This window comes from Leucobacter massiliensis (assembly GCF_002982315.1).
Taxonomy (GTDB): Bacteria; Actinomycetota; Actinomycetes; order Actinomycetales; family Microbacteriaceae; genus Leucobacter; species Leucobacter massiliensis.
In genome coordinates this window covers 57,387-82,340 of the sequence record NZ_MWZD01000024.1, presented here as the reverse complement: position 1 = coordinate 82,340, position 24,954 = coordinate 57,387, and the positions used below count along the sequence as shown (strand labels likewise).

Annotated in this window: 25 protein-coding genes and 1 pseudogene; 18 read left to right on the top strand and 8 right to left on the bottom strand. The window is 74.7% G+C overall.

The annotated features are described in order from the left end of the window. Positions 1 to 27 precede the first annotated feature (27 nt). The 7 genes from B4915_RS14025 to msrB all read left to right on the top strand — a co-directional run bounded on the left by B4915_RS14025 (position 28) and on the right by msrB (position 7,503). Entirely contained in the window at positions 28 to 1,017 is a 990-nt protein-coding gene (locus B4915_RS14025) for an SRPBCC family protein (protein ID WP_105806445.1), read from the top strand. Positions 1,018 to 1,134: 117 nt separating this feature from the next. Continuing rightward, entirely contained in the window at positions 1,135 to 1,896 is a 762-nt protein-coding gene (locus B4915_RS14020) for a DeoR/GlpR family DNA-binding transcription regulator (RefSeq protein ID WP_105806444.1), read from the top strand. After that, entirely contained in the window at positions 1,893 to 2,840 is a 948-nt protein-coding gene (pfkB, locus tag B4915_RS14015) for a 1-phosphofructokinase (protein ID WP_105806443.1), read from the top strand. Before B4915_RS14020 ends, pfkB begins: the two co-directional genes overlap by 4 nt. 37 nt (positions 2,841 to 2,877) lie before the next feature. Further along, entirely contained in the window at positions 2,878 to 5,022 is a 2,145-nt protein-coding gene (locus B4915_RS14010; RefSeq protein WP_105806442.1) for a PTS fructose transporter subunit IIABC, read from the top strand. A gap of 31 nt (positions 5,023 to 5,053) precedes the next feature. After that, positions 5,054 to 5,323, top strand: coding sequence for an HPr family phosphocarrier protein (locus tag B4915_RS14005; protein WP_105806441.1), 270 nt, complete (start codon positions 5,054 to 5,056; stop codon positions 5,321 to 5,323). Then, positions 5,320 to 7,050, top strand: a complete 1,731-nt coding sequence (gene ptsP / locus B4915_RS14000; RefSeq protein WP_105806440.1) for a phosphoenolpyruvate--protein phosphotransferase — start codon at positions 5,320 to 5,322, stop codon at positions 7,048 to 7,050. Before B4915_RS14005 ends, ptsP begins: the two co-directional genes overlap by 4 nt. A 51-nt stretch (positions 7,051 to 7,101) precedes the next feature. After that, complete coding sequence (gene msrB, locus B4915_RS13995; protein ID WP_105806439.1) at positions 7,102 to 7,503, top strand: peptide-methionine (R)-S-oxide reductase MsrB; 402 nt, start codon at positions 7,102 to 7,104, stop codon at positions 7,501 to 7,503. A 32-nt stretch (positions 7,504 to 7,535) separates the two neighbouring features. On the opposite strand, the gene B4915_RS13990 is transcribed toward msrB, so the two are convergent. Then, positions 7,536 to 7,802, bottom strand: coding sequence for a DUF7218 family protein (locus B4915_RS13990; RefSeq protein ID WP_105806438.1), 267 nt, complete (start codon positions 7,800 to 7,802; stop codon positions 7,536 to 7,538). Positions 7,803 to 7,871: 69 nt separating this feature from the next. Continuing rightward, positions 7,872 to 9,389: an FAD-dependent oxidoreductase gene (locus B4915_RS13985; RefSeq protein ID WP_105806437.1), complete on the bottom strand. Its 1,518-nt coding sequence runs from the start codon at positions 9,387 to 9,389 to the stop codon at positions 7,872 to 7,874. A 514-nt stretch (positions 9,390 to 9,903) separates the two neighbouring features. On the opposite strand from B4915_RS13985, the gene B4915_RS13980 reads away from it, so the two are divergent. After that, positions 9,904 to 10,170: a GlsB/YeaQ/YmgE family stress response membrane protein gene (locus B4915_RS13980; protein ID WP_105806436.1), complete on the top strand. Its 267-nt coding sequence runs from the start codon at positions 9,904 to 9,906 to the stop codon at positions 10,168 to 10,170. A 41-nt stretch (positions 10,171 to 10,211) separates the two neighbouring features. Next, positions 10,212 to 11,216 (top strand): sigma-70 family RNA polymerase sigma factor, encoded by a 1,005-nt coding sequence (locus tag B4915_RS13975; RefSeq protein ID WP_146120123.1) that lies wholly within the window; start codon positions 10,212 to 10,214, stop codon positions 11,214 to 11,216. Here the strand turns inward: B4915_RS13975 and B4915_RS13970 are convergent. Then, a complete protein-coding gene (locus B4915_RS13970; RefSeq protein ID WP_105806434.1) occupies positions 11,209 to 12,261 on the bottom strand; it encodes a glycosyltransferase family 9 protein in 1,053 nt (350 codons plus the stop codon). The genes B4915_RS13975 and B4915_RS13970 overlap by 8 nt on opposite strands. Before the next feature lie 78 nt (positions 12,262 to 12,339). Between B4915_RS13970 and B4915_RS15135 the strand changes: the two are divergent. The 7 genes and pseudogenes from B4915_RS15135 to B4915_RS13935 all read left to right on the top strand — a co-directional run. Then, a pseudogene (locus B4915_RS15135) lies at positions 12,340 to 12,534 on the top strand (hypothetical protein); the annotation flags it as partial. After that, on the top strand, positions 12,529 to 13,626 hold the full coding sequence (locus tag B4915_RS13960; RefSeq protein ID WP_105806465.1) for a glycosyltransferase family 9 protein: 1,098 nt from the start codon (positions 12,529 to 12,531) through the stop codon (positions 13,624 to 13,626). The pseudogene B4915_RS15135 and the gene B4915_RS13960, both read left to right, overlap by 6 nt. Then, the gene (locus tag B4915_RS13955) at positions 13,623 to 14,552 is read left to right on the top strand and encodes a glycosyltransferase (RefSeq protein ID WP_105806433.1); all 930 of its coding nucleotides are present in this window, start codon (positions 13,623 to 13,625) and stop codon (positions 14,550 to 14,552) included. The genes B4915_RS13960 and B4915_RS13955 overlap by 4 nt, the downstream gene beginning before the upstream one ends. A 65-nt stretch (positions 14,553 to 14,617) precedes the next feature. Beyond that, positions 14,618 to 15,871: a glycosyltransferase gene (locus tag B4915_RS13950; RefSeq protein ID WP_105806432.1), complete on the top strand. Its 1,254-nt coding sequence runs from the start codon at positions 14,618 to 14,620 to the stop codon at positions 15,869 to 15,871. Continuing rightward, positions 15,871 to 16,512 carry a D-sedoheptulose-7-phosphate isomerase gene (locus tag B4915_RS13945; RefSeq protein ID WP_105806464.1) on the top strand — a complete coding sequence of 214 codons (642 nt, stop codon included), beginning with the start codon at positions 15,871 to 15,873 and terminating at the stop codon, positions 16,510 to 16,512. The genes B4915_RS13950 and B4915_RS13945 overlap by 1 nt, the downstream gene beginning before the upstream one ends. Further along, on the top strand, positions 16,509 to 17,912 hold the full coding sequence (locus tag B4915_RS13940; RefSeq protein ID WP_105806431.1) for a PfkB family carbohydrate kinase: 1,404 nt from the start codon (positions 16,509 to 16,511) through the stop codon (positions 17,910 to 17,912). Before B4915_RS13945 ends, B4915_RS13940 begins: the two co-directional genes overlap by 4 nt. A gap of 84 nt (positions 17,913 to 17,996) precedes the next feature. Continuing rightward, positions 17,997 to 18,707, top strand: a complete 711-nt coding sequence (locus B4915_RS13935) for an SDR family oxidoreductase (RefSeq protein WP_105806430.1) — start codon at positions 17,997 to 17,999, stop codon at positions 18,705 to 18,707. Here the strand turns inward: B4915_RS13935 and B4915_RS13930 are convergent, their stop codons facing one another. The 4 genes from B4915_RS13930 to B4915_RS13915 form a co-directional block, all read right to left on the bottom strand. After that, positions 18,708 to 18,935, bottom strand: a complete 228-nt coding sequence (locus tag B4915_RS13930) for a hypothetical protein (protein WP_105806429.1) — start codon at positions 18,933 to 18,935, stop codon at positions 18,708 to 18,710. A 90-nt stretch (positions 18,936 to 19,025) separates the two neighbouring features. Then, positions 19,026 to 19,511: an SRPBCC family protein gene (locus tag B4915_RS13925; protein WP_105806428.1), complete on the bottom strand. Its 486-nt coding sequence runs from the start codon at positions 19,509 to 19,511 to the stop codon at positions 19,026 to 19,028. Positions 19,512 to 19,642: 131 nt separating this feature from the next. After that, positions 19,643 to 20,023, bottom strand: coding sequence for a hypothetical protein (locus B4915_RS13920; RefSeq protein ID WP_105806427.1), 381 nt, complete (start codon positions 20,021 to 20,023; stop codon positions 19,643 to 19,645). A 101-nt stretch (positions 20,024 to 20,124) separates the two neighbouring features. Then, positions 20,125 to 20,562, bottom strand: coding sequence for an SRPBCC family protein (locus tag B4915_RS13915; protein WP_105806463.1), 438 nt, complete (start codon positions 20,560 to 20,562; stop codon positions 20,125 to 20,127). Between the two features lie 401 nt (positions 20,563 to 20,963). Here B4915_RS13915 and B4915_RS13910 point away from each other — a divergent pair, with 401 nt between their 5' ends. Further along, positions 20,964 to 21,392, top strand: coding sequence for a hypothetical protein (locus tag B4915_RS13910; protein WP_105806426.1), 429 nt, complete (start codon positions 20,964 to 20,966; stop codon positions 21,390 to 21,392). A gap of 60 nt (positions 21,393 to 21,452) precedes the next feature. On the opposite strand, the gene ku is transcribed toward B4915_RS13910, so the two are convergent. Beyond that, positions 21,453 to 22,352, bottom strand: a complete 900-nt coding sequence (ku, locus tag B4915_RS13905) for a non-homologous end joining protein Ku (protein ID WP_105806425.1) — start codon at positions 22,350 to 22,352, stop codon at positions 21,453 to 21,455. A 69-nt stretch (positions 22,353 to 22,421) separates the two neighbouring features. Here ku and B4915_RS13900 point away from each other — a divergent pair, with 69 nt between their 5' ends. Next, on the top strand, positions 22,422 to 24,833 hold the full coding sequence (locus tag B4915_RS13900; protein WP_105806424.1) for an ATP-dependent DNA ligase: 2,412 nt from the start codon (positions 22,422 to 22,424) through the stop codon (positions 24,831 to 24,833). Positions 24,834 to 24,954: the final 121 nt, after the last annotated feature.

Below are 24,954 nucleotides of genomic sequence, written 5' to 3'. Positions count from 1 at the left end.
CGATCGACCACACCGAAAGGCCAGCTCATGCCCATCGCCTCCGTAGACACCGACCCGCAGGCGCTCACGCTCACCGTGGTCGCCGACTTCACCGTCCCGGTGCGCCGCCTCTGGGACGCCTACCTCGATCCCCGCCAGATCGAGCGCTTCTGGGGCCCGCCGACCTTCCCGGCCGTCTTCACCCGCCACGACGGCTTCCCCGGCGGACTCTCCCAGTACTGCATGACCGGCCCGGAGGGCGAGCGCAGCTGCGGCTACTGGGAGTGGGTCTCGGTCGAGGAGGGCCGCTCCTTCGAGGTCCGCGACGGCTTCGCCGCGGAGGGCGGTCAGCCGAACACGGAACTGCCGAGCATGCGCATGACCTTCGACTTCGCGGAGACGGCCCTCGGCTCGCGGCTGACGACCACCACGTACTTCAGCTCCCTCGAAGAGCTGGAGCAGCTGCAGGCGATGGGCATGATGGAGGGCATGCGCGCCGCGATGGGGCAGATCGACGCGGTGCTCGCAGACCTCAGTTCCTTCGCGGCCGGCGCCGGCACCGAGACGCAGCTCATCGGCGAGACCCAGGCCCGGGTCTCCCGCGTCGTGCGGGGCGCTCTCCCCGAGGTGTGGCGAGCCTTCACGGAGGAGGCGCTGCTGCGCCGCTGGCAGCTCGGCCCCGACGGCTGGGAGATGACCGTCTGCGAGACGGGCGCGGAACCCGGCACGGCGCTGCGCAGCGAGTGGCGCAATCTGGAGAGCGGGGAGAGCTTCGGCTTCGTGGGCTCCGTGGTCTCGGCGGCGCCGCCGCAGCGGCTCGTCAGCACGGAGCGCATGGTCTCCCCGAGCGACCCGGACGGGGCATCGAGGCCGGAGACGCTGAACGAGCTCACCCTGACCGCTTCCGAGGGCGGCACCCTCGTCGCGTATCTCATCACCTATCCGAGCGCCGAGGTGCGGGAGGCGGCACTCGCCACCGGCATGGCCGAGGGCATGGAGGCGAGCTTCGCGCGGCTCGAAGCCGAAGTCCTCGGCTGATCGGCGCACCCGCTCCCTAGCGCAACTCGGTTACATCCGGATGTTGGTTTTGTTTTGTTTCTACCCGTTTGTGTGTCAATATGGGGAACAATCATCGACCGACGACGGGAGAGTGCCGTGTACGCCGCAGAACGACACCGGCTGATCCTCGACGCAGCCCGATCCCTCGGCCGCGTCGAGGTGAGCGGGCTCGCCGAGCAGCTCGACGTCACCGCCGAGACGATCCGCCGGGACCTCACCGCCCTCGAGCGCCGCGGACTGCTCAAGCGGGTGCACGGCGGCGCGATCCCCGCCGAGACCGAACGCCCCGAGCTCGCCCTCGCCGAGCGCATCGGCCGCCGCGCGGCCGAGAAGCGCCGCATCGCACAGCGCGCCCTCGCCGAACTGCCCGAGCGCGGCACCGTGCTGCTCGACGCGGGCACCAGCACCCTCGCCCTCGCGCAGGCCCTCCCCGGCGACGCCGAGCTGACGGTCGTCGCCAACAGCCCCGCGATCTGCGCGGCGCTGGCCGCGAAACCGGGGATCACGCTGCTGCAGCTCGGCGGGCAGGTCCGCTCGCTCACCGGAGCCGCGGTCGGGCGCTGGACGATCGACGCCCTCGCCGAGCTGACCATCGACCTGGGCTTCATCGGCGCGAACGGCTTCGACGCGGAGCGCGGCCTCACCACCCCCGACCAGATCGAGGCCGCCACGAAGCGCGCGATGGTGCGCGCCTGCCGCACCACGGTCCTGCTCGCCGACTCGGCGAAGGCCGGCGAGGCGCACCTGCACCGCTTCGCCGAGCTCGCGCAGATCGACCGCGTCATCACCGATGGCGGCCTCGATCCCGACACGGCGGAGGCGATCCGCGCCGCCGGGCCGGAGGTGGTGTTCGCGTGATCACCACCCTCACACCCAACCCCAGCGTCGACCGCGCGATCACCGTCGACGCCCTCGACCGCGGCCAGGTGCTCCGGGCACACTCCTCGCGGGTCGACCCGGGCGGCAAGGGCGTCAATGTGGGGCGGGCCCTCGCCGCCATGGGCGCCGAACCGGTCGTGGCGGTCCCCTCCGGCGGGCCCGAGGGCGCGCTCTTCGAGGCCCTGCTGCGGCAGACCGGGGTCGCGACGCGGATCGTGCCGATTTCCGGCAGCGTGCGCATGAACGTCAGCGTGCTCGAACCCGACGGCACCACCACCAAGCTCAACGAGGCCGGGCCGCGGCTCCGCGAAGCGGAGGCCGAGGCGCTGCTCGCCGCCGCGCTCGACGGAGCGGACGAGGGCCGCTGGATCGCGGGCTGCGGCAGCCTGCCTCCCGGAGTGCCCGACACCTTCTACGCGACGCTGATCCGCGAGGCACGCAGCCGCGGCGCGCTGCTCGCCATCGACTCCTCCGGCCCGGCCTTCGCCGCCGCCGTCGCCGCAGCCCCGGACCTCATCAAGCCCAACCGCGAAGAGCTGGCAGAGCTCGTCGGCCGTCCACTGCGCACCATGGGCGCCGTGATCGACAGTGCCCGCGAGCTGGTGGCGAGCGGGATCCGGTACGTGGCCGTCAGCCTCGGCCGCGACGGGGCCCTGCTCGCGAGCCGCACCGGCGAAGTGCACGCGGCCGCCGTCATCAGCGACCCCGTGTCCACGGTGGGCGCCGGCGACTGCATGCTCGCCGGCCTGCTCTTCGGACTCGACCGTGGCGAGGCCCCCGCCGAGGCGCTCTCACGCGGCGTGTCCTGGGGTGTCGCCGCCGTGCGGCTGCCCGGCACCGAGGTGCCCGGCCCGGCCGCGGTGGCCGCCGTCCAGGTGACCCGCTCCCCCGAACCGGATCGCGAGCTCCCGCTCACCGACTGACACCGTCTCACCAGAAACGCCCCTGAAAGGAATCGACATGCCACTGATCAGCGAAGAGCAGGTGGTGCTCGATCTGACCGGATCGGACCGCCACGACGCCACCCGCGCCCTGGCCGAGCGCCTGCTGGCGACCGGCCGCTGCACCGACCTCGACGCGTTCCTCGCGGACGTGCGCGAGCGGGAATCGAAGATGGCGACCGGCCTGCCCGGCGGCATCGGCATCCCGCACGCGCGCAGCGCCGCCATCACCGAGCCCTCGCTCGTCTTCGGCAGGATCGCCGAGGGGATCGACTGGGGCGCCAAGGACGGCCCCGCGCACCTCGTGTTCCTGATCGCCGCCCCCGCCGACGGCGGCGACGCGCACATGCAGGTGCTGCCCCAGCTCGCACGGGCGCTCATGCGCGAGGACTTCCGCTCCGCGCTGCTCGCGGCGACGAGCCCCGCGGAGGTCGTCGCAATCGTGAACGAGCACGTCTCGCTCCCCGAGGCGGAGGCGACGGCGCCCGCCCAGCCGGCAGCGGCGCACGCCGCGCCCGAAGCCGCCGCCGAGCCCGCCTCGGACGCCGATCCCGCCGCGGAGGTGGCCCCCGCCGCCGACGCCGCCCACGCCGCCCCTGAGGCACCCGCCCGGCGCCTGCGATTCGTCGCCGTCACCTCCTGCCCCACCGGCATCGCCCACACCTACATGGCCGCTGAGGCGCTCGAGACGGCCGCGCGCGAGGCCGGGCATGAGATCGCCGTCGAGACGCAGGGATCCGCGGGCTCGACGCCGCTCACCGCGGCGCAGATCGCCGATGCCGACGCCGTCATCTTCGCCCACGACGTCGAGGTGAAGGACCGAGCCCGCTTCGCGGGCAAGCCCACCGTCGACGTGGGAGTCAAGCGCGCCATCTCGGACGGCCCCCAGCTCCTCGCGCAGGCCGCGCAGCTCGCCGCGGAATGGGATGCCGATCCCTCCCGCGCCGCGTCCGCCGCAGCCGACGGAGCCGCGGCCGGCCCCGCAGAGGCCGCCGCACGCAGCGAGGAATCCGAGGAGCGCGTCGGCGTCGGCACCCGCCTGCGCCAGTGGCTCATGACCGGCGTCTCCTACATGATCCCCTTCGTCGCCGCGGGCGGGATCCTCATCGCGATCTCCTTCATGCTCGCCCAGATCGCACTCGGCGAGCAGGGCGCCATCGAGATCGTGAAGTACAGCCTCACCGGCGACGACGCCTACAACATCGCGCAGAACTTCAACCCGGCGAGCCTCACCGCCTGGGCCGCGCTCGCCTATGTGATCGGCGCCGCCGCCTTCGGCTTCCTCGTCCCGATCCTCTCCGGTTACATCGCCTTCGCGATCGCGGACCGGCCGGGCCTCGTCCCCGGCATCGTCGGCGGCGCCATCGCCACGACCATGAACGCCGGCTTCCTCGGCGGCATCGTCACCGGCCTGCTCGCCGGCTTCGTCGCACGCTGGATCGCAAGCTGGAAGGTGCACCGTGGCGTGCGCGGCGTCATGCCCGTCGTCGTCATCCCCCTGCTGTCGACCCTCATCACCGTCGGCCTCTTCATCACCGTGCTCGGCCGCCCCATCGCCGCGCTCATGGAGGCGATGAACGACGGGCTGAACGGACTCACCGGCGCCGGCGTGCTCGTGCTCGGCCTGATCCTCGGTGCCATGATGGGCTTCGACCTGGGCGGCCCCGTGAACAAGGTCGCCTACGGCTTCGCGACCGCCGGCCTCTCCGCGGCGGGGACGGCGATGGATGCGCCGCAGCTGAAGATCATGGCGGCGGTGATGGCCGCCGGCATGGTCGCGCCGCTCGCCCTCGCGCTCGCCACCGCCGTGCGGCCCAAGCTCTTCTCGGCTCCCGAGCGCGAGAACGGCAAGGCGGCGTGGCTGCTCGGCGCCTCCTTCATCTCCGAGGGCGCGATCCCCTTCGCCGCCGCCGACCCGATCCGCATCATCATCGCCTCCACGATCGGCTCCGCCGTGACCGGCGGGCTCGTGATGCTCTTCGGCGCGACGCTGCGCGCCCCGCACGGCGGCATCTGGGTGCTGCCCCTCATCGGGCAGCCGCTGCTCTTCGTGCTGGCGCTCGCGATCGGCGTGGTGATCACGGCGCTCATCGTGATCGCCCTCAAGTCGCTCGCCGCCCGGCGACGCGAGAACACCCCTGCGCTCGCCGTCGCGGCGAGTTAGCCTGGAACCACGGATCCCTAGGAGGCACATCATGGCTACCCGCACCGTCACCATCGCATCGTCCGTCGGGCTGCACGCCCGCCCCGCCTCGCTGTTCGTCGAGGCCGTGGGCGAGACCGGGCTGGACGTCGAGATCGGGCGCCCCGGCGAGGCCTCGGTCGACGCCGGGAGCATCCTCGGCGTCATGGCGCTCGGCGCGAAGCACGGCGAGGAGGTCGTGCTGACGGCGGAGGGTCCCGAGGCCGAGGCCGCCCTCGACCGGCTCGCAGAGCTGCTCGCCACGGACCTGGACGCGCAGTGACCGCGGCCGGCGACGCGAGCGGCGACGCGCCGGGCCGGGCGGCTGGATCGCCCGGGCGGGTGCTCCGCGGCATCGGCGTGAGCTCCGGCTCCGCGCACGGGCCCGTCGTGCAGGTCGCGGCGCCGGTCGCTCCCCCGGCAGACGAGCCGCCGGCCGCGGACCCGGCTGCGGCCGCGGAGCAGGCCATCGCGGCCTTCATGGGGGTGGCCGACACCCTCGATGGCCGCGCCGCGACCGCCGACGACGCGGCCCGGGACGTGCTGAAGGCCACCGCCATGATCGCGCGCGACCGCTCGCTGCACCGCGCCGTCACGAAGCACCTCGGCGAGGGGCAGGGACCCGCCACCGCCATCGCGAGCGCGATCGACGAGTTCGCCGCGCAGTTCGAGGCCCTCGGCGGCTACTTCGCGGAGCGCGTCACCGATCTGCGCGACGTCGGCTCGCGCGCGATCGCGACGGTGCTCGGGGAGCCCGCCCCCGGCGTCCCGCACTTCTCGGAGCCGAGCGTGATCGTCGCGCACGATCTCGCCCCCGCCGAGACCGCGACCCTCGACCGCTCGCGGGTGCTCGGGATCGTCACCGCCGCGGGAGGGCGCACCAGCCACACCGCGATCCTCGCCGCCCAGATGGGCATCCCGGCCGTCGTGCAGGCCCACGGCGCCACCGAGATCCCCGGCGGCACGCTCGTGTCGCTCGACGGCGATTCCGGCGAGGTGGTCCTGAACCCGGATGCGGACGCGGTCGCGGCGCAGCTTGAGCGGCGGGAACGCCGCGAGCGGGCGCTGGCCGATGTCAGCGGCCCCGGTCGCACCGCTGACGGGCACGCCGTCGCGCTGCTCGCCAACATCGGCGGGGTCGAGGACGCGGAGCTCGCGGGCGCCGCCGATGTGGAGGGCGTCGGGCTGTTCCGCACCGAGTTCGTCTTCCTCTCGGCGCAGCACGCCCCGACGGTCGAGGAGCAGACGGAGATCTACCGCCGCGTCCTCGCGCCCTTCGGCTCGCGCCGGGTGGTGGTGCGCACCCTCGACGCGGGCGCCGACAAGCCGCTCGCCTTCGCCGATCTCGGCGCGGAGGAGAATCCGGCGCTCGGACGGCGCGGGCTGCGTCTCTCACAGGCGCGCCCGGAGCTGCTGGACGCCCAGTTGCAGGCCCTTGCGGCGGCGGCGCACGAGACGGGCGCCGATGTGCGGGTCATGGCGCCGATGGTCGCCACCGCCGAGGAGGCGCGGTGGTTCGCCGAGCGCGTCCGGGCAAGCGGACTGGAGCGCGCCGGTGTGATGATCGAGGTGCCCGCGGCCGCCCTGCGCGCCGAGCAGGTGCTCGCCGAGGTGGATTTCGGCAGCCTCGGCACGAACGACCTGGCGCAGTACACCATGGCGGCCGACCGCATGGAGGGCGAGCTCTCGGAGCTGCTCGACCCGTGGCAGCCGGCCGTGCTCGACGTGATCGCTGCCGCCGCTGCGGGCGCCCGGGCGGCGGGAAAGCCGCTCGGAGTGTGCGGGGAGTCCGCCGGGGATCCGCTGCTCGCCCTCGTGCTCGTCGGCCTCGGCGTGTCGAGCCTGTCGATGGCTGCGGGCAAGGCGCGAGGGGTGCGCCTCGCGCTCCGCACGCACACCCTGGAGCACTGCGAGCGGCTGGCAGCCGCAGCGCGCGCAGCCGCCTCGCCGGAAACGGCACGCGCCGCGGTGCGGGAGGCCGCGGACCCCGAGCTGCTCGCCGTGCTCTAGCTGCGGGCACGGCTCAGTGGGCACGCCGCGGGGCGGCGTACACTGGGGCGCATGGGGTATGAGGTCGAGAAGTCCGATGAAGAGTGGCGCGCAGAGCTCGGCGAGGAGCGGTACGCGGTGCTGCGCCAGGCCGCGACCGAACGCGCCTGGACGGGCGAACTGCTCGATGAGGACCGCGCAGGCCTCTACGCCTGTGCGGCCTGCGGCAACGAGCTGTTCCGGAGCGGCACGAAGTTCGACTCGCACTGCGGCTGGCCGAGCTTCTATGATGCCGTACGGCCCGAAGCGGTCGAGCTGCTGCCGGACCACTCGCTCGGGATGGAGCGCACGGAAGTGCGCTGCGCCCGCTGCGGCAGCCACCTCGGGCACGTGTTCCCCGATGGCTTCGGCACGCCCACCGGCAATCGCTACTGCATGAACTCCGTCGCGCTGGACTTCACGCCGGAGAGCTGAGGCGCCGCGCGACCGGCCGGGGGCCGCCGCGGTCAGTGCTCGCGGAGCTTGCGGATCAGTTCCGGCTTCCGGAGGCGTGAATAGCCGCTGAGGCCCAGCTCCCTCGCGCGCTCGCGCAGCTCCGGCACCGTCCGCTCCTCGTAGTCCTCCGCGCCGCCGCCGCGGCGGCCCACCTTCGATCGGCCGTCACGCGCGGCCGCGTTCGCGATCCTGGCCGCCTTCTCCTTCGAGGCGCCGTCCTCACGCAGGCTCTCGTAGAGCTCCTCGTCCTTGATCCTTGACGATGATCGCTTCGGCATGGTGTCCCTCCCTCGGATCGCGGCTGCGGTTCACCGCAGCCACTGTGTTGCTGTGCACGTCGCTGCCGGTCACTCCCCCGCCGGCGCGAGGCCCCGCAGGGCCGGACCCTCCAGGCGCGCGCCGTCGGCCGCGAATCGTGAACCGTGCAGCGGGCAGTCCCACGAGCGCTCCGCCGCGTTCCAGGCCAGGATGCCGCCCATGTGCGGGCACACCGCCGACACCTTGCAGAGTCGTCCGTCCACGCGGGAGACGCCCACGGGGGCGACCCCGTCGCGGCCGACGAAGCCCTCTCCGTCCGCGAGATCCTCGGCCCCGGCGACGGATCGGGCCTCGGCGCCCGCCCAGCCTGAGACCATGCGGCCGGCGACCTCGGCGTTCGCCGCCACCGCCTGCGCGGCCTCCGCCAGGCTGTGACCGTGGTCGTTGAGCAGCTCCGCCCAGTCCTTCCGCCCGCCCAGCAGCTCGGAGGTGATCGCGAGGGCCGCGGCGACGCCGTTCGTCATGCCCCACTTGTCGTAGCCGGTGGCGGCGAAGATGCGCCCGCCCCCGCGCGGCATCGCGCCCGCGAACGGCACCCGCGCGTGCGTCTGATAGTCCTGCGCGGCCCACCACGTGAGCCGGCGCGCCGAGGGGAAGTGCCCGGCCGTCCACGCGTCGAGCTCGCGCAGCTCCTCGCGGGTGTCGCCGAAGGTGCCCGGCGTGCGGCCCCCGCCGCCCACGACCAGCGCCTCGCCGCCGTCCGCGTCCGGGGCGCTGCGCAGCGAGTGCATCGGCGTTCCCGCGGCGACGTACATGCCGCGCGGCGGGCTCGCCTCGGGCAGGTGGTACGCCGTGACGAACGACCGCGACGGCTTCAGCTTCGCGAAGAACAGACCGCGGTCGAGGATCGGGGTTCCGGTCGCCAGCACGCACGCCACGGCGTCGATCGTGCCGAAGCCGGAGACGACACGGACGCCGCCCTCGCGCTGCTCGACGTCGTGCACCTCGCAGCCCTCGACCAGGCGGCCCCCGCGCTCACGCAGCTCCGCGGCGAGGATGGAGAGGACGCGCATCGGCTGCAGTTGCGCCTGCTCGTCGAGGGCGAGCGCGCCGTGGACCTCGAAGGGAAGCCCCGTCTCCCCGGTCTCGCGCGCGGCGAGCCCGGCGGACGCGGCGGCATCCAGCTCCGATTCCAGGCTCGCGAGCTGTTCCGGTGCGGAGGCATAGGTGTACGCGGTCCGGAACTCGACGGCGCCCTCGTGCCCCTCCAGTTCGCGCAGCAGCCACGCCTGACCCTCGCGGTTGCCCTCCACGTAGGCGTGCAGCACCTCGTCGCCGGCCAGTCTGCGGATATCGCTCATCACCGTGCCCTGCAACAGGCTCAGCTTCGCCGTCGTGTTGCCCGTCGCCACGGCACCGACCGAGCGCGCCTCCAGGACGGTCACCGCCTGGCCGGCGCGCGCGAGCAGCACGGCGGTCACGAGGCCGGTGAGCCCGGCACCCACGACGACCGCGTCGGCCGGCCGCTCAGAACCGGCGTCGGTGCCGGGACCCCCGAACGGGTCGGACGGGATCGGCGGGGCGGTGAGCTGCCAGAGAGACCTCATGCTCCCGACTCTAGGAAGCCCTCCCGCACGGGCACGACCCCGTTGACAATTCGCCGCCCCGTCTGACACGCCCCGGCCGCGCGGGCCGTGGCCGGGGCGTCCCGGCGGCGAACTGCCAACGGGGGCGGGCCCGGGCGGGGGGGCTTCCTCGAGCCGGGAGCACGCCGTCCCTCTCGCCGCCCCCCGCCCCGCCGGTCCCGGCCCGCCCGTTCCGGGGTTCCCGCACCGCCGCCCCCCCTCCGGCCGGGCCACGACCCCGTGGCCAACTCCGCGCCCCGTCGGCCCCGCCCCGGCCGCGCGGGCCGTGGCCGGGGCGTCCCGTCCCCGCCCTCCGCGCCGCCGCCACCGCGCCTCCGGCCCTCCACGCCCCCGCCCTCCCGGCCGTCCCCGCGGGGCCGCACCCGCGGACGTAGTGCATGAGCGGAGCGCGGCGCAAGGCCCTGCAGACCGCGCCGCCCGGCGCATAGCGTCGAGCAGGCCGGGCGAAAGCCGCCCGCACGAAAGGAGTCGACCCGTGAGTTTCCTTGCTTTCCTCCTGCTGGGCCTGATCGCCGGAGCCATCGCGAAGGCGATCCTGCCGGGACGCCACGGCGGGGGGTGGATCGCGACGCTCGTGCTCGGCGTGATCGGGGCCCTGCTCGGCGGCTGGCTCGGCGGCATGCTCTTCGGGGCGGACATGAACGAGTTCTGGTCGCTGGAGTCGTGGCTCCTCGCGATCGGCGGATCGATCGTCGTGCTGCTCATCTACGGCCTGATCGTGGGCCGCAAGCGCGAGGCGTGATGACACCCGCCGGCGGCGCAGCGCTCCGCGGGGAGCGGGTCATGGCACCCGCTCCCCGCGGAGCCGTGCGCCCCGGCGGCCCATTGGGAGAGGCAGCCGGGACGGCGGTCGCCGCGCCGCTCGACCCGAAGGCGCCGCTCGACCCCCAGGCGCCGCTCGACCCCCAGGCGCCGCTCGATCCGCACGAGCGGATCGCCGCCCGCGGGGCGGCACGCCGGGGTGCGCCGGATCCCTCGTCCGCGGCGCATCGCCTGCCTTTCCGGCTCGACGCCCCTCGGGACGAGGAGTACGCCGCGCGCAACGAGCGCGCCCGGCGATGGCTCGAGGCCGCCGCGAGCGCCGGAGCGGCAGAGCGGCTCCGGCTCACGCAGTGCGTCGTGCTCGAGTACCTGGAACTCGCGGAGGCCGTCGCGAACCGGTTCCGGCATCTCGCGCCCGATCCCGAGGAGCTGCGTCAGGTCGCCTATCTCGGTCTGATCCAGGCCATCTGGCGTTTCGATCCGCGGCTCGGCGAGGAGATCGCGGCCTTCGCGGTGCCGACCATCGCCGGCGAGATCAAGCGGCACCTGCGCGACCGCTGCTGGGCGATCCGGCCGCCGCGATCCGTGCAGGAACTGGCGTCCCGGCTCCACGAGCAGCGGACGGAGCTGAGCCAGCGGCTGGGCCGGGAGCCGAGCGTGCACGAGCTCGCCCGAGCGTGCGGGACGAGCACCGAGCGCGTGGCAGAGGCGCTGCGCAGCGCCGGGGCGCGCCACCCGGAGTCGTTCGACGTGGCGCCCCGCGATGAGGCGCGGGCCCTGGCGTCGACGATCGCCGACGGGAGCGACGACTTCGCGCGGGTGGAGCGCACGCTGCTCGTCGAGCAGGCGCTCGCCTGCCTGGCACCGGCGGATCGGCACCTGCTCCGTTTGCGCTTCGACGAGGAGCTCACGCAGGCGGAGATCGCGGGCCGGCTCGGGATCAGCCAGATGCAGGTCTCGCGCCGTCTGGGCCGGGCACTGCGCCTGCTGCGTGAGCGGCTGGAGCACGGCGACGATCTCAGCTGACCGGCGGCCGCGGGCCCCCTCCCGGCTGGGCGGATCCCGCTCCGGCGGTCGCGGTGCCCGCGCCGGCGGTGGGAGCCGGATCCCCGCTCAGCAGTGAGCGGGCGGCGTCGAGCAGCTGCGCGGCGGAGACCGCGAGCAGCGCCGGATCGGGATCCGAGGCGAAGGCCTCCCCCCGGCGCAGACTCGCCTCGGTGAGCACCCGGTGCGGTCCGGGCGGCGGGCCCCAGCGCTCGGGCGGGGACGGCCCGAAGACGATCGCGGACGGGACGCGGTACGCGGAGGCCAGGTGGGCGGCGCCCGTGTCGACCGACACGAGCAGTGACGCCCCCGCGATCTGCGCGGCGAAGGCGTCGAGGGAGAGGCACCCGGCGAGCTGCCGGGACTGCGGAAGCCCGGCTGCCCCGGCCACGGCTCGGGCGCGCTCCGCGTCGTCGCGGCCGCCGGTCAGCACCACCTCGTGCCCCGCGTCGCGCAGCCCGCGGACCACCGCCGCGAAGCGCTCGACCGGCCAGTGGCGTGAACCGAACGCCGCGCCGACGTGCACGACGACCGCACCCGCCACGGGGGCCGCGGCATCCGGCCGGTCGATCGTGAGTTCCAGCGGGTCTGCGGCGACGCCGTAGGCGCGCACGAGCCGCACCCAGCGTTCGCGCTCGTGCAGATCCTCGATCCATTCGGGCCCGCGGGGGTCGCCCTCCGCGCGGTGGACGATGCGCAGGCGCGCCCCCAGCTCCGCGATCCGGGCGCGGCTCTGCGGGCCGCTCCCGTGCAGATTCACCGCGACATCGACCTGTCCGGCCGGGATCCCGAGCGGCTGGAACGGATCCGGGGTGGGCCACAGCGCGTCGACGGCGGGGATCAGCCGCGCCACGGGCGCGAGCCAGCTCGGGGCCGCGAGCACCAGGCGGTGCCGGGGGAAGGCGCGCCGGAGGCCCCGCAGCGCGGGGACGGCGACGAGCAGATCGCCGAGCTTCAGCGCGCGCAGCGCGAGGAGCACCGGTCTGCCGTCCCCGATCCCGCGGTCGTCCCGTCTCAGCTCCTCCATGCCTCCAACGCTGCCGTTCCGGCGCCATCGCGTGCCACCCCTTGACACCGCCGCCGCGCGTCGCCCGCCCGCGTCGCGCTGCCGCTCGCGCTGCTGCTGCGGGCCGCCGGGGTGCCGCGCATCACGGGGGTGTCGACGGACTACGCGGGATCACTGCTCGATGTGCGGCTGCGACCGGGCGAGGATCTGCCGGAGGACATCCCGGAAGGCGGAGCGCCCGCGGGACCGCCGCTCACCCGGCCAGGCGGCGAAGACGGAGGCGCGGCCGTGACCCGGCGGGTGCTGGTGGCGCGGCTCGACAGCGCCGGCGATGTGCTGCTCGCGGGCCCGGCGGTGCGCGCGGTCGCCGCCCGTGCCGAGACCGTGCTGCTGTGCGGCCCGCGCGGCGAGGCGGCCGCGCGAATGCTGCCCGGGGTCTCCCGGCTGATCGTGTGGGATGCGCCCTGGATCTCCAACCCGGCGCCCGAGGCCACGCCCGCGCATCAGCGCGAGCTCCTCGCCGCCCTGGGCGCGGCCGGCATCGACGAGGCCGTGATCCTGACCTCCTTCCACCAGTCGCCGCTGCCGCTCGCGCTGCTGCTGCGGGCCGCCGGGGTGCCGCGCATCACGGGGGTGTCGACGGACTACGCGGGATCACTGCTCGATGTGCGGCTGCGACCGGGCGAGGATCTGCCGGAGGACATCCCGGAGGCGGAGCGCGGCCTCGCGATCGCCGGAGCGGCCGGCTACCCCGCAGCCGACGACGGCCGGCTCGCCGTGCGCGGCGTGGCTGAGGCGGCGGAGACGGCGGAGCTGTGCGGCACGGAACCCTACGTGGTGCTGCACCCCGGCGCTGCGGTCCCCGCCCGGCGGTGGCCGGCCGAGGGCTACGCCGAGCTCGCGCGGAAACTCGTCGAGCACGGCCGGCGGGTCGTGGTGACGGGCGGCGGGGAGGAGCGCGAACTCTGCGCCGCCGCCGCCGCTCCCGGCGTGATCGACCTCTCCGGGGCGTGCTCCTTCCCTGAGCTTGCCGGCGTCATCGCCCGGGCGGAGGTGCTCGTGTGCGGGAACACCGGCCCGGCGCACCTCGCAGCGGCGGTCGGCACGCCGGTCGTGAGCCTCTTCGCCCCCGTCGTGCCCGCGGTGCGCTGGCAGCCGTACCGGGTCCCGCTCCGCCTGCTCGGCGATCAGGACGCGCCCTGCCGGGGGACGCGGGCGCGCGAGTGCCCCGTGCCCGGCCATCCCTGCCTCGCCTCGGTCGGCCCCGATGCGGTCCTGGACGCGGTGTTCGAGCTGGAGGCCGCGTCGGGGGCGCGCGTCCCCGCGGCGGCTGCGCCCGTCTCGTGGACGGGTGCGCACGAAGAGTTCCGGGAGGCGCTGCGATGAGGATCATGGTCTGGCACGTGCACGGCGGCTGGATGGACGGCTTCCTGCGAGGCGGCCACGAGTACCTGCTGCCCGCCCCGGCCGCCGGCGCCCGCCCCGCGCTCCCCGCGGGAAGCCGCTGGCTGGAGCCTCGCGAGTTCGCGGAGCAGGAGGTCGACGTCGTCGTGCTGCAGCGCACCGAGGAGCTCGAAGCGGCTGCCGCCCTCCTCGGCCGCCGCCCGGGCATCGACGTCCCCGCCGTGTTCGTCGAGCACAACACGCCGAAGCGGCTGCCCGTCACCGAGCGGCACCCGCTCGCCGGGCAGCACCGCATCCCGGTGGTGCACGTCACCCACTTCAACCGTCTCGTGTGGGACTGCGGCGAGGCTCCCACGGTCGTCATCGAGCACGGCATCCCCGACCCCCGGGCACGCTACTCCGGCGAACTGGAGGCGCTCGGCGTGGTCATCAACGAGCCCGTGCGCCGCGGCCGCGTCGTGGGCACCGACCTGCTCCCCCGCTTCGCGGAGGAGGCCCGGCTCGACTGCTTCGGCATCGACACGGACCGGCTGCCGGGGGCGCTCGGGCTCGGCCCGGACCGGCTGCGCGTCGTCGGGGACCTGCCGACCGTCCGCCTGCACCGGGAACTCGCGCGCCGCCGCGCCTACCTGCACCCGATGCGCTGGACCTCGCTCGGCTTGTCGCTGCTGGAGGCGATGAGCATCGGGATGCCGGTGCTCGTGCTCGCGACCACCGAGGCGGGCCGCGCGGTGCCCGCCGAGGCGGGGGTCGTCTCGGCCGATGTGGAGGAGCTCGCCTCCGCGGCGCGCCGCTGGATGGCCGACCCCGATGAGGCGCGCGAGCGGGGCCGAGCCGCCCGGGCCTTCGTGCGGACGCGCTACGGCCTCGACCGGTTCCTGGCCGACTGGGACGCGCTCCTCGCATAGCGCCGGCAGCGACAGATGTGTAAAAGAGCCCCCACGAGTTCACCGCCGATCGAAGGAGTGGAACGATGAGAATAGCCATGGTCTCCGAGCACGCCAGCCCGCTCGCACCTCCCGGCAGCGTCGACTCGGGAGGGCAGAACGTGCACGTCGCCGCGCTCGCCAGGCACCTGGGCCGGCGCGGCCACACCGTCACCGTCTTCACTCGCCGCGACGATCCGGACACCCCGACGCGCGTCGCGCTCGACGAGGGCGTGGAGGTCGTGCAGCTCAGCGCCGGACCGGAACGCCGGATCCCGAAGGACGCCCTGCTGCCCTATATGGGTCCGCTCGCCGCCGGGCTCGCCTCGGCGTGGTCGGTCGAGCGTCCCGACCTCGTCCACGCGCACTTCTGGATGTCGGGGCTGGCGGCGCTGGGCGGCTCGCGGCAGATGGTGCCGACCCTGCCGCGGCCCCCGATCCTGCAGACCTTCCACGCGCTGGGCTCGGTGAAGCGGCGCTGCCAGGGCGTGGCGGACACGAGCCCGGGCGAACGCGCCCGGCTGGAGCCGCTCGTCGGCAGGCAGGCGGACACGGTGATCGCGACCTGCGCCGACGAGGTGGAGGAGCTGCGAGCGCTGGGCGTCGACCGCGGTCACATCGAGGTCGCTCCGTGCGGGGTCGACCCCGAGCTCTTCACCCCGCGCGGCGAGGCGGAGCGCCGCGGCGCGCGATTCCGGCTGCTGAGCATCGGGCGCCTCGTGCCCCGCAAGGGCGTGGACACGGTGATGCAGGCGCTGGCCCGGCTGCGCGATTTCGGCTTCGGAGACGACGTCGAGCTGGTGATCGCCGGCACGGGCGCCGAGGTCGACGGTCGCGACCGGGAGCGCACGCGGCTCGCCTCGCTCGCGGCCGAGCTGGGGGTCTCCGGCATGGTGCGCTTCCGGGGCGCCGTCGCCCGGGAGGACATGCCCGCGCTGCTGCGCTCGGCGCACGCGACGGTGTGCGCGCCCTGGTACGAGCCCTTCGGGATCGTGCCCCTGGAGAGCATGGCGTGCGGCACCCCGGTGGTCGCGGCCCGCGTCGGCGGCCTGCAGAACAGCGTCGTCGACGGGGTGACCGGGCTGCTGGTGCCCCCGAGGGACCCCGGGGCTGTGGCCTGCGCGGTCGCGCGGCTGCTCACCGACGAGCGGCTGCGCGCGGCGCTGGGCGCTGCCGGGCGCGAGCGCGTGGAGGCGCTCTATGGCTGGGATCGCGTCGCGGAGCGCACGGAGCGCATCTACGAGCGCGCCATCGCGCGGGACGGCGGCCGTCTCGCCCGCCTCGCGGGAGCGGCGCAGTGATGCGCGCGACCGCGCCGCGCCGCGCCGCCGCGCTCCGCGACGCCGCGGCCGAAGACTACGCCCCGCTCGTCACCGGTCACCTGCGCTCGCTCACGCGCGCCCTCGCCGCGGCGGAACGGCACGCGACGCACCTGGAGACCTGGGGTCTCGAACTCGCCGAGCGGCTGCGCGCCGGCGGCCGTCTCCTCGTCGCGGGCAACGGCGGCTCTGCGGCGGAGGCGCAGCACCTCACCGCCGAACTGGTCGGCCGCTACCGGGACGAGCGTCGCGCCTTCTCGGCGATCGCGCTCAACGCGGAGACGTCCAGCGTCACCGCGATCGGCAACGACTACGGCTTCGCGGAGGTCTTCGCGCGGCAGGTGCGGGCGCACGCGCGGGAGAACGACGTCGTGCTGCTGCTGTCCACGAGCGGCGGGAGCCGGAACCTCATCGAGGCCGCCCACGCGGCGCGCTTCGTCGGCGCGAGTTCGTGGGCCATGACGGGCGAGGGCCCGAACCCGCTCACCACTGTCTGCGACGAGGCGATCTGCTTCGACGGCGCCTCGCCGCACGTGCAGGAGTGCCAGCTTGCGGCGGTGCACGCGCTGTGCGAGGTGTTCGATGCGCGCTGCCGCGCACTCGATGCGGAGGAGCGGGCATGAGGGTCACGGTGGTGGGCGATGTGCTGCTCGACGAAGACCTCGGCGGGGTGTCGGAGCGGCTGAGCCCCGACGGGCACGTACCGGTCGTCGACGTCACTTCACGGCGCAGCCGGGCCGGGGGCGCGGGCCTCGTCGCGAGCCTGCTGCGCCGCGACGGCCACGAGGTCGAGCTGGTGACCGCGCTGTCGAGCGACGGTCGCGCGGGGCGGCTGCGGGAACTGCTGGACGGGATCTCGCTCGTCGCGGGCGAGTCCGGTGCGCCGACACCGGTGAAGACCCGCCTGAGCACGGCCGCCGGGCCGCTGTGCCGCATCGACGAGGGCTGCGCGCCGCCGCCGCTGCCGTGCGTGGACGCGGCGATGCTCGCCGCCATCGACCGGGCGGACGCGATCCTCGTCTCCGATTACGGCCGGGGCCTGACCGCGCACCCGGAGCTGCGTTCGGCCCTGCAGCGGCGCGGCGCCGAGGTGCCGCTCGTCTGGGATCCGCACCCGCGCGGCGCCGAGCCGGTGGCGGCTGCGGCGCTCGTCACGCCGAACCTCGCGGAGGCCGCCGCGGCGGCGGGCACGGAGGCGACGCCCGCGCAGGCGCTCCTGGCGGCGCGGCGGCTGCGCGAACGCTACGGCTGCGCCGCCGTGCTCGTGACGCTCGGTGCGGACGGCGCGCTGCTGTGCGGGGAGGGCGGCGTTCCGGAACGCTTCGCCGCACGGCGCGTGGACGCTGCGGACGCCTGCGGGGCGGGGGACCGATTCGCGGCGACCGCGGTCGCGGCGCTCGGGGGCGGTGCGGATGCGCGCGCGGCCGCTCGTGCGGCGGTCAGCGCCGCAGGGGACTTCCTCGCGGCGGGCGGAGTGGCGTCGCTCGGTTGCGAGCCGGAGGAGACCGTCCTCGCAGCCCGGAGCCTCGCAGCCGGGAGCCCCGCCGCCGGAAGCCCCGTCACGGGCGGCCCCGACGCGCTCGCCCTGGCGCGCGCCGTGCGGGACCGCGGCGGCGTGGTCGTCGCCGCGGGCGGCTGCTTCGACCTGCTGCACGCGGGACACGTGCGCACGCTCGCCGCGGCGCGGGAACTCGGCGACTGTCTCGTCGTGTGCCTCAACTCGGACGCCTCCGTCCGCCGGCTCAAGGGGCCGGAGCGTCCGCTCATCCGCGAGGACGACCGCGTCGAGATGCTCCTCGCGCTCGCCTGCGTCGACGCCGTGCTCGTGTTCGAGGAGGACGATCCCGGCCGCGCCCTGGAGGCGCTCCGGCCCCAGCTCTGGGTGAAAGGCGGCGACTACACCGTCGACTCGCTCCCAGAGTCGGCGGCGCTCGCTCAGTGGGGCGGCCGCGCGGTCACCGTCCCGTACCACCTGCACCGCTCGACCACCCGGCTCGCCGAGGCCCTCGCCCGCGTCGGCTGACCCGGCTGCCGGCCGGACGTCACGGTCACCGGCCGGCAGCCGGCATCCCGCTCACAGAAACCGACAGAACATCCAGGAGGCATCATGCAGAACTCTCTCTTCCCCCGGCCGATCGGCCGCGTGCTCATCACGGGCGGCGGCTCGGGCCTGGGGGCCGCGGTCGCCGCAGCGGTCGCGGAGGCGGGCGGCACGCCCGCGGTCATCGACGTGTCGCTCGACGGCGCGCCCGTCGGGGCGGCGGCCCGGCAGGCGGATGTCTCGGACCGGGCGGCGGTCGAGCGCGCGGTGGCGGAGCTCGCGGAGGAACTCGGCGGCATCGACGCGGTGGTGACGGCGGCCGGCATCGACCGCTGCGGCCGCCTGGAGGACGTGGCCGCGGAGGAGTGGGAGCGCGTCATCGGCGTGAACCTGCTCGGCACCGTCTCGACGGTGCGCGCGGCGCTCCCCCACGTCCTGCGCGGCCACGGCCGGATCGTGACCGTCGCCTCCTCGCTCGCGCTGCGCGCCCTGCCGGAGGCGACCGCGTACTGCGCCTCGAAGTTCGGGGTGCTCGGCTTCTCCCGCGCCCTCGCCGCCGAGACCGCGGGCCGCCTCGGGGTGACGACGCTGATCCCGGCCGGCATGCGCACCCGCTTCTTCGACGACCGGCCGGAGGCGTACCGGCCCGCGCCGGACGCCCAGCTCAACGAGCCCTCGGACGTGGCGCGTTCCGTGATCTTCGCCCTGCAGCAGCCCCCGCACTGCGAGGTGCGGGAGCTCGTCATCTGCCCCGAGGAGGAGCCCTCCTGGCCGTGATCAGCCCCGCTCGGCGCTGATCTCCGGGTCCTCGTGCCCGCGCCGCGCCGGGGAGGACGCCACGTCCTCCCCGAGGGCGTCGAGCGCGGCGCGGGGGTCGGGCTCGGCGACCTCCACCGCCTGCTCGTCCTCGGCGGTCACCGCCGGCTCGGCGGCGTCACGGTGCTCGGTGATGGCGAGCTCTTCGTTCTCGTCCTTCTCGTCATTGGGTTCCCAGGGCTGGGCCATGCGTGCCTCCTCGGAGTCTTGGGGTGTCAGCCGGCGCGTCGATCGCCCGGCAGCCGCCTCGCCCGCAGCGGATGAGACGGGCGGGGCGGCTCACGGCGCGGCGGGTGCGCCGCCGGTGCTGTCGGGGCGGTCGACGGATCCGCGCCAGGCGCCCGTGGCGAAGCCGTTCGACTCGAGCAGCCGCGCGAACTCCCGCAGATCCTCGCCGACGCGCGCGTTGTCGATGTGCAGCGCCGCTCCGACGTGCTCGACGAAGCCCTCGGGCTCCCACTCGAGCTGTAGACGCACCCGCGTCTGATCGTCGCTGAGCCGGTGGAAGGTCACGACGCCGGCGTGCTGCGGGCCGCTGAGGCTGCGCCAGGCGATCCGCTCGTCGGGGAGCTGCTCGGTGATCCGCGCCTGGAACTCGCGCTCGACTCCCCCGACCTTGACCTTCCAGTGCGTCGTCGTGTCGTCGAGCTGGCGGACCTCCTCCACGCCGGACATGAATGCCGGGAAGTCCTCGAACTGGGTCCACTGGTCGTAGACGGTGCGGACCGGCGCGTTCACGTCGATGTCGCTGGTGACGGTGTGCATGGGCGATCACTCCTTCATCTCGGGATGTGTGCGACCCACCCTAAGAGCGTGCGGCTCCCGAAACAGCGGGGTTGACGGCCACCGGAGGATGCGAGTATCGCCCGGCTCCGCCTCCGGGCGTCTCGCGCGGCTCAGCCGGCCGCTGCGCCGGCCGCCGCCTCGATCCACGCGCAGCTTGCGACGCCGATCAGGGCCACGACCGCCATGGTGAGCATGCTCGCCGCCATGACCCGCAAGCGGGCCCGGCGCTGCGCGATCGTGAGGCGCGCGAGGAGCAGGGCGAGGTACAGGACGATCAGCACCACCCCGACGGGTATCGCAAGGCCCGCGGATCGCCCGCTGCCGGCGAAGGCGAAGGCGCCCAGCGGCACGAGCGCCGCGAGCAGGAACAGCCCTCCCATGACGATCCACACGGTGCCGCTGGAGCGTTGCAGGGCTGCCTGATTCGTGACCTTCGTCGGATCGGGGCGGGCGCCCATCTCGGGCGCGGGATGCTCGCCGTCATGCTGCATGTGCTCTCTCCTTCCACTCGGCTCCACCCTGCCTCACGCGCCCCCGGCGCCCCTCACAAGGCCCTTGCGCAACGCTCCCGTGGCGGGCGGGGGCGCGGGTGCTAGCGGGCGCCGCCTTCTGCGAGGTAGGCGAGGCGCTTCAGCGACTCGCGATTGCGCCAGCGGATCACCGGATCGGCGATCCACCGCGGGATCAGCGTGCCGGGACCCCGCACGGCCACCTCGTGCATGTGCACGAGGCACTCCTCGCCGTCGGGCTCCACCGTGAAGGTGACCGTCGCCTCACCCAGCGGCCAGCCCCGCGCCCGCAGGATCATGCGGCGGGGCGGATCCCACTCGCGCACGCTCGTGGAGTCGTCGAGCAGCAGCGGCCACACCCCCACGGAGTGCCGCAGCCGCGAGCCCGGCTCGGGCCAGGCCTCGTCCACATCGCGCATCCGGGATGCCCCGACCACCCAGCCGGGGTAGAGCCAGGCATCCCCCAGCACCCGGAACACGGTCTCCGCCGAACACCGGAATCGTCGGCTGTTCCTGGCCACGGTGCCCCCCTCGGCTTCGATCCTGCTCGGCGATCCCGACGTGACGTCACCGCGCACCCCATTGTGACACGACGACGCCACCTCGATACTCCCCCGCACGGGCGGGACCCGCAAGGGCTTGACAGACGGCCCGCCGGGCCGGCCCCGCCGCCCCCGCGACCGCGACCGCGCCTCGCGCCCAGGACCGCGCCCCATCCCAGGGAGAACCGGGTCCCCGCCCGCTGCGCCCGCTCGCGCCGCGACTCCCGCACCCGCTACCGGGCGCCGGTCCGCACGGCAAGCCCCTGCCCGGGCCGCGCCGCCGCTTCTAGGCTCGGAGCGCGCGCCGGATCGACACCGCACGCAGCGGACCCGGAAGCCCGGGCCGCACCCGATCACCACCCGGAGGAGGAACGATCGACATGAACGCCGAACGCGAGCAGGACCGCGGAATCGAGGATCCCACCCAGGATCCGGCCCGCCGTGAGGACGTCCCCGTGACGGAGCCGACCGCGACCGCACCCGACTCGGTCGAGGAGTCCGTCCCCGAGGAGACCGCCCACGTCGGCAAGACCGGACCCGACGCCGCCGACGCCCCGAGCGCGGCGCGCAAAGCCCACGACGCGGCGCCCGGAGCCGCCGATCGGCCGAGCCTCGACGGCGCGCGGTCCAACACCCAGCCCGAGCCGCTGGCGGGCGGCGACGGCCCCGTGCCCGCCTCGGACGGCGCAGATCTGGAGCCCGGGGAGAGCGCCGACGTGATGGAGACCCGGGACGAGGCGCGCCGGATCAAGCAGACCCGGGACGATCAGCGCGATGAGGACATCATCTCCCTCGACCCGGTCGACTGAGCCCGCGGTCGTGAGGGACGCGTGACGCGGGAGCTCCCCGATCTCCGGATGCCTCCCGCGTCACGCCTCCTTCTTGCGGCGACGCGAGCCCGACGCAGCCCGGGATCCCCCGGAGGAGCGCTGTGACGCGCCCGACCGAGACCCGCTCGCGCTCTTCGCGCGTCCGCGCTTCTTCGCGGCCCGCGACTTCTGCACGCTCTGCTTGAGCGCCTCCATGAGGTCGATGACCTCGCCGCCCTCGTCGTCGCCGGGGTCACCGAAGGTCTCCTCGGTGTCGAGCGCGTCCCCCGCCCGTCGCTTCGCCTCGATCAGCTCCCGCAGCTGCTCCTGATATTCGTCATGGAAGCGGTCCGGCTCGAAATCGCCCGAGAAGCTCTTCACGAGCGAGGCGGACAGCTGCAGCTCCTTCTGGCTGATGCGCACCCGCTGATCGAGCGCCGGGAACTCGGCGTCGCGCACCTCGTCAGGCCACAGCAGGGTCTGCAGCAGCAGCACGTCCCCGCGCACGCGCAGCGCGGCGAGCCGCGTCTTCTGGCGCAGTGCGAACTCCACGATCGCAGTGCGGTCCGTCTGCTCCAGGGTGCGGCGCAGCAGCACGTACGCCTTCGTCGTCTTGCCGCTCGGCTCCAGGTAGTAACTGCGCTCGAAGAGCATCGGGTCGATCTGATCGGATGGCACGAACTCCACGACGGAGATCTCACGGTCGCGCTCCTGCGGGATCGAGGCGAGATCCTCCCGGGTCAGCACGATCGTCTCGTCGTCCTCGGCGTAGGCCTTGTCGATGTGCGCGTACTCCACGACCTCGCCGCAGACCTCGCAGCGGCGCTGGTACCGGATCCTGCCGCCGTCGCGGTCGTGCACCTGATGCAGCTCGACATCATGGTCCTCAGTGGCGCTGTACAGCTTGACCGGCACATTGACTAGTCCGAAGGTGATCGCCCCGCTCCAGATCGCACGCATGCGTACAGTAGATCGCTCGGGGCTGTCAAAGGTCTACCGCTTGCGCGGCCGGCCCGGGATCCTGTACGCATGGGCCGCAGTGAGCAGTGGGTGGAGGTGGACGGACGCCGCATCCGGGTCTCGCGGCTCGACAAGGTGCTCTACCCGGCGAGCGGCACCACGAAGGGCGAGGTGATCGGCTACTACGGCGCCATCGCGCCCGTCATGCTCCCCCACTGCCGCGGCCGGCCGGTCACCCGCAAGCGCTGGCCCGACGGGGTCGGCGCCGATGGGCAGGCGCCGTCGTTCTTCCAGAAGGACATCGGCGACGACGCCCCTGCGTGGGTGCCCACCGGCGCGATCCGCCACAGCGACCACGTCAACCGCTACCCGCTCGTGGAGGACGAGGCGACGCTCGCGTGGCTCGCGCAACTGGCGGCGCTCGAACTCCACGTGCCGCAGTGGCGCTTCGACGCCGACGGCGAACCGTCCCCTCCCGACCGCCTGGTGCTCGATCTCGACCCGGGCGAGGGGGTGCCGCTGCGGGAGTGCGCCGCGGTCGCGTTCCTCGTGCGCGACATCCTGCGCGGCATGGGCCTGGATTCGATCCCCGTGACCAGCGGCAGCAAGGGGATCCACCTCTACGCCGCCCTCGACGGCCGGCAGAGCTCGGAGCAGGCCTCGGCCGTGGCGCGGGAGCTCGCCCGCTCGCTCGAGGCCGACCACCCGGACACGATCACGAGCTCGATGCGGCGCTCCCGCCGCCCGGGTCGCGTGTTCATCGACTGGAGCCAGAACAACGCCGCGAAGACCACGGTCGCACCGTACTCCCTGCGCGGCCGCGCCACCCCCACCGTGGCCGCGCCGCGCACCTGGCGGGAGCTCGCCGCGCCCCAGCTGCGGCAGCTGCGCTTCGACGAGGTGCTGGAGCGCGTCGCCCGGCGCGGTGACCCGCTCGCCGCGCTCGCCGACCCCGCGGCCGCCGCCGAGGTCTCCGGCCGGCTCGCCGAGTACCGCGCGAAACGCGACGCGCGGCGCACCCCCGAGCCCGTCCCCCGAGCCGGCGCGAGCGATGTCGACGAAGCTGCCGGCGGGGCGCTGAACGGCGAGAGCGAGCCGGGGGCGGGATCCGGGCCCGTTTTCGTGATCCAGCGCCACGAGGCCCGCCGGCTGCACTACGACTTCCGTCTCGAACGCAACGGCGTGCTGGTCAGCTGGGCGCTGCCGAAGGGGGTGCCCACCGACCCGGCCGTCAACCACCTCGCCGTGCCCACCGAGGATCACCCGATGTCGTACCGCCCCTTCGCGGGGGTCATCCCGCGGGGCGAGTACGGTGCGGGGCGGGTGGAGATCTGGGACGCCGGCAGCTACGAGCTGGAGAAGTGGCGGGACGACGAAGTGATCGTGCGGCTCTCAGGCCGCCCCGGGGGCGGGCTCGGCGGCGAGGTGCGGCGCTACGCGCTGTTCCGCGCCGGGGAGTCGGGCGGTAAGCCGCGCTGGATGATCCACCTGATGCGCGAGGAGACTCCGGGGCCGTCCGCTCGCGAGCCGCTCGCCCCCATGCTCGCCGAGCGCGGCGCACCCCGCGCGCTGCCGCGGCTCGACGGCGCCGAATGGGCCTTCGAGATGAAGTGGGACGGGATCCGGGCGCTCGCGCACATCGACGGCGAGCGCTGCGCGCTGCGCAGCCGCACGGGCGGCGAGCTCACGGCCTCGTACCCCGAGCTGGCGGGGCTGCCGCGGGTGGTGAACGCCGAGCGGGCGGTGCTCGACGGGGAGATCGTGTCGATCGGCGAGGACGGCGCACCCAGCTTCAGCCGCCTGCAGGCGCGCTTCGGCGTGACGGGCGGCGCTGAACTGGAGCGGGCGCGGCGCGCGGCGCCCGCGGCCTACTTCGTGTTCGACGTGCTGAGCCTCGACGGCCGCGACTGCCGCGCGCTGCCCTTCCGGCAGCGACGGGAGCTGCTGGAGGAACTCGTCGAGGCGGAGGCCGGCGTGCCGGTCGCACTGCCGGAGCTCTTCGACGGCAGCGCCGAGGAGGCCGCCGAGGCGTGCCGGGAGCTGCGCCTGGAGGGCATCATGGCGAAGCGCTGGGCGAGCCCCTACCGTTCCGGGGTGCGCTCGCCCGACTGGCGCAAGTTCCCCTTCCTCGACGCACGCGAGTTCACCGTCATCGGGTGGCGGGAGAGCGCCTCCGAGCCGCGCGGGCTCGCCTCGCTGCTCCTCGCCGAACGGCAGGACGGCGCGTGGCGCTACGCGGGGCGGGTGGGGACCGGGTTCTCGGCGGCGCAGCGGCGCGCCATCCGGGAGCGACTCGCGCCGCTCGCGTGCGACGGGCCCGCGGCCGAGGTGCCCGCGGAGGCGCGCCGCGAAGCGCACTGGGTGCGTCCCGAAGTGGTCTGCGAGGTCGAGACGAAGGGGCTCACCGGCTCGGGCAGCGTCCGGCAGGCCGTGTGGCGGGGGGGGCGGCCCGACAAGCGGCCGGGCGAGGCGGGCGCCTGACGGCGGAACAGTGTCGCGGCGCCGAGGCGCGGGCCGCTACCCGCGGCGGAACGGAGGCGCGGCGCTCGCGACGGGATGGGGCGGGGCGCCGCTCCCCCGGCAGCCCCGCCCCGCGCCCGCC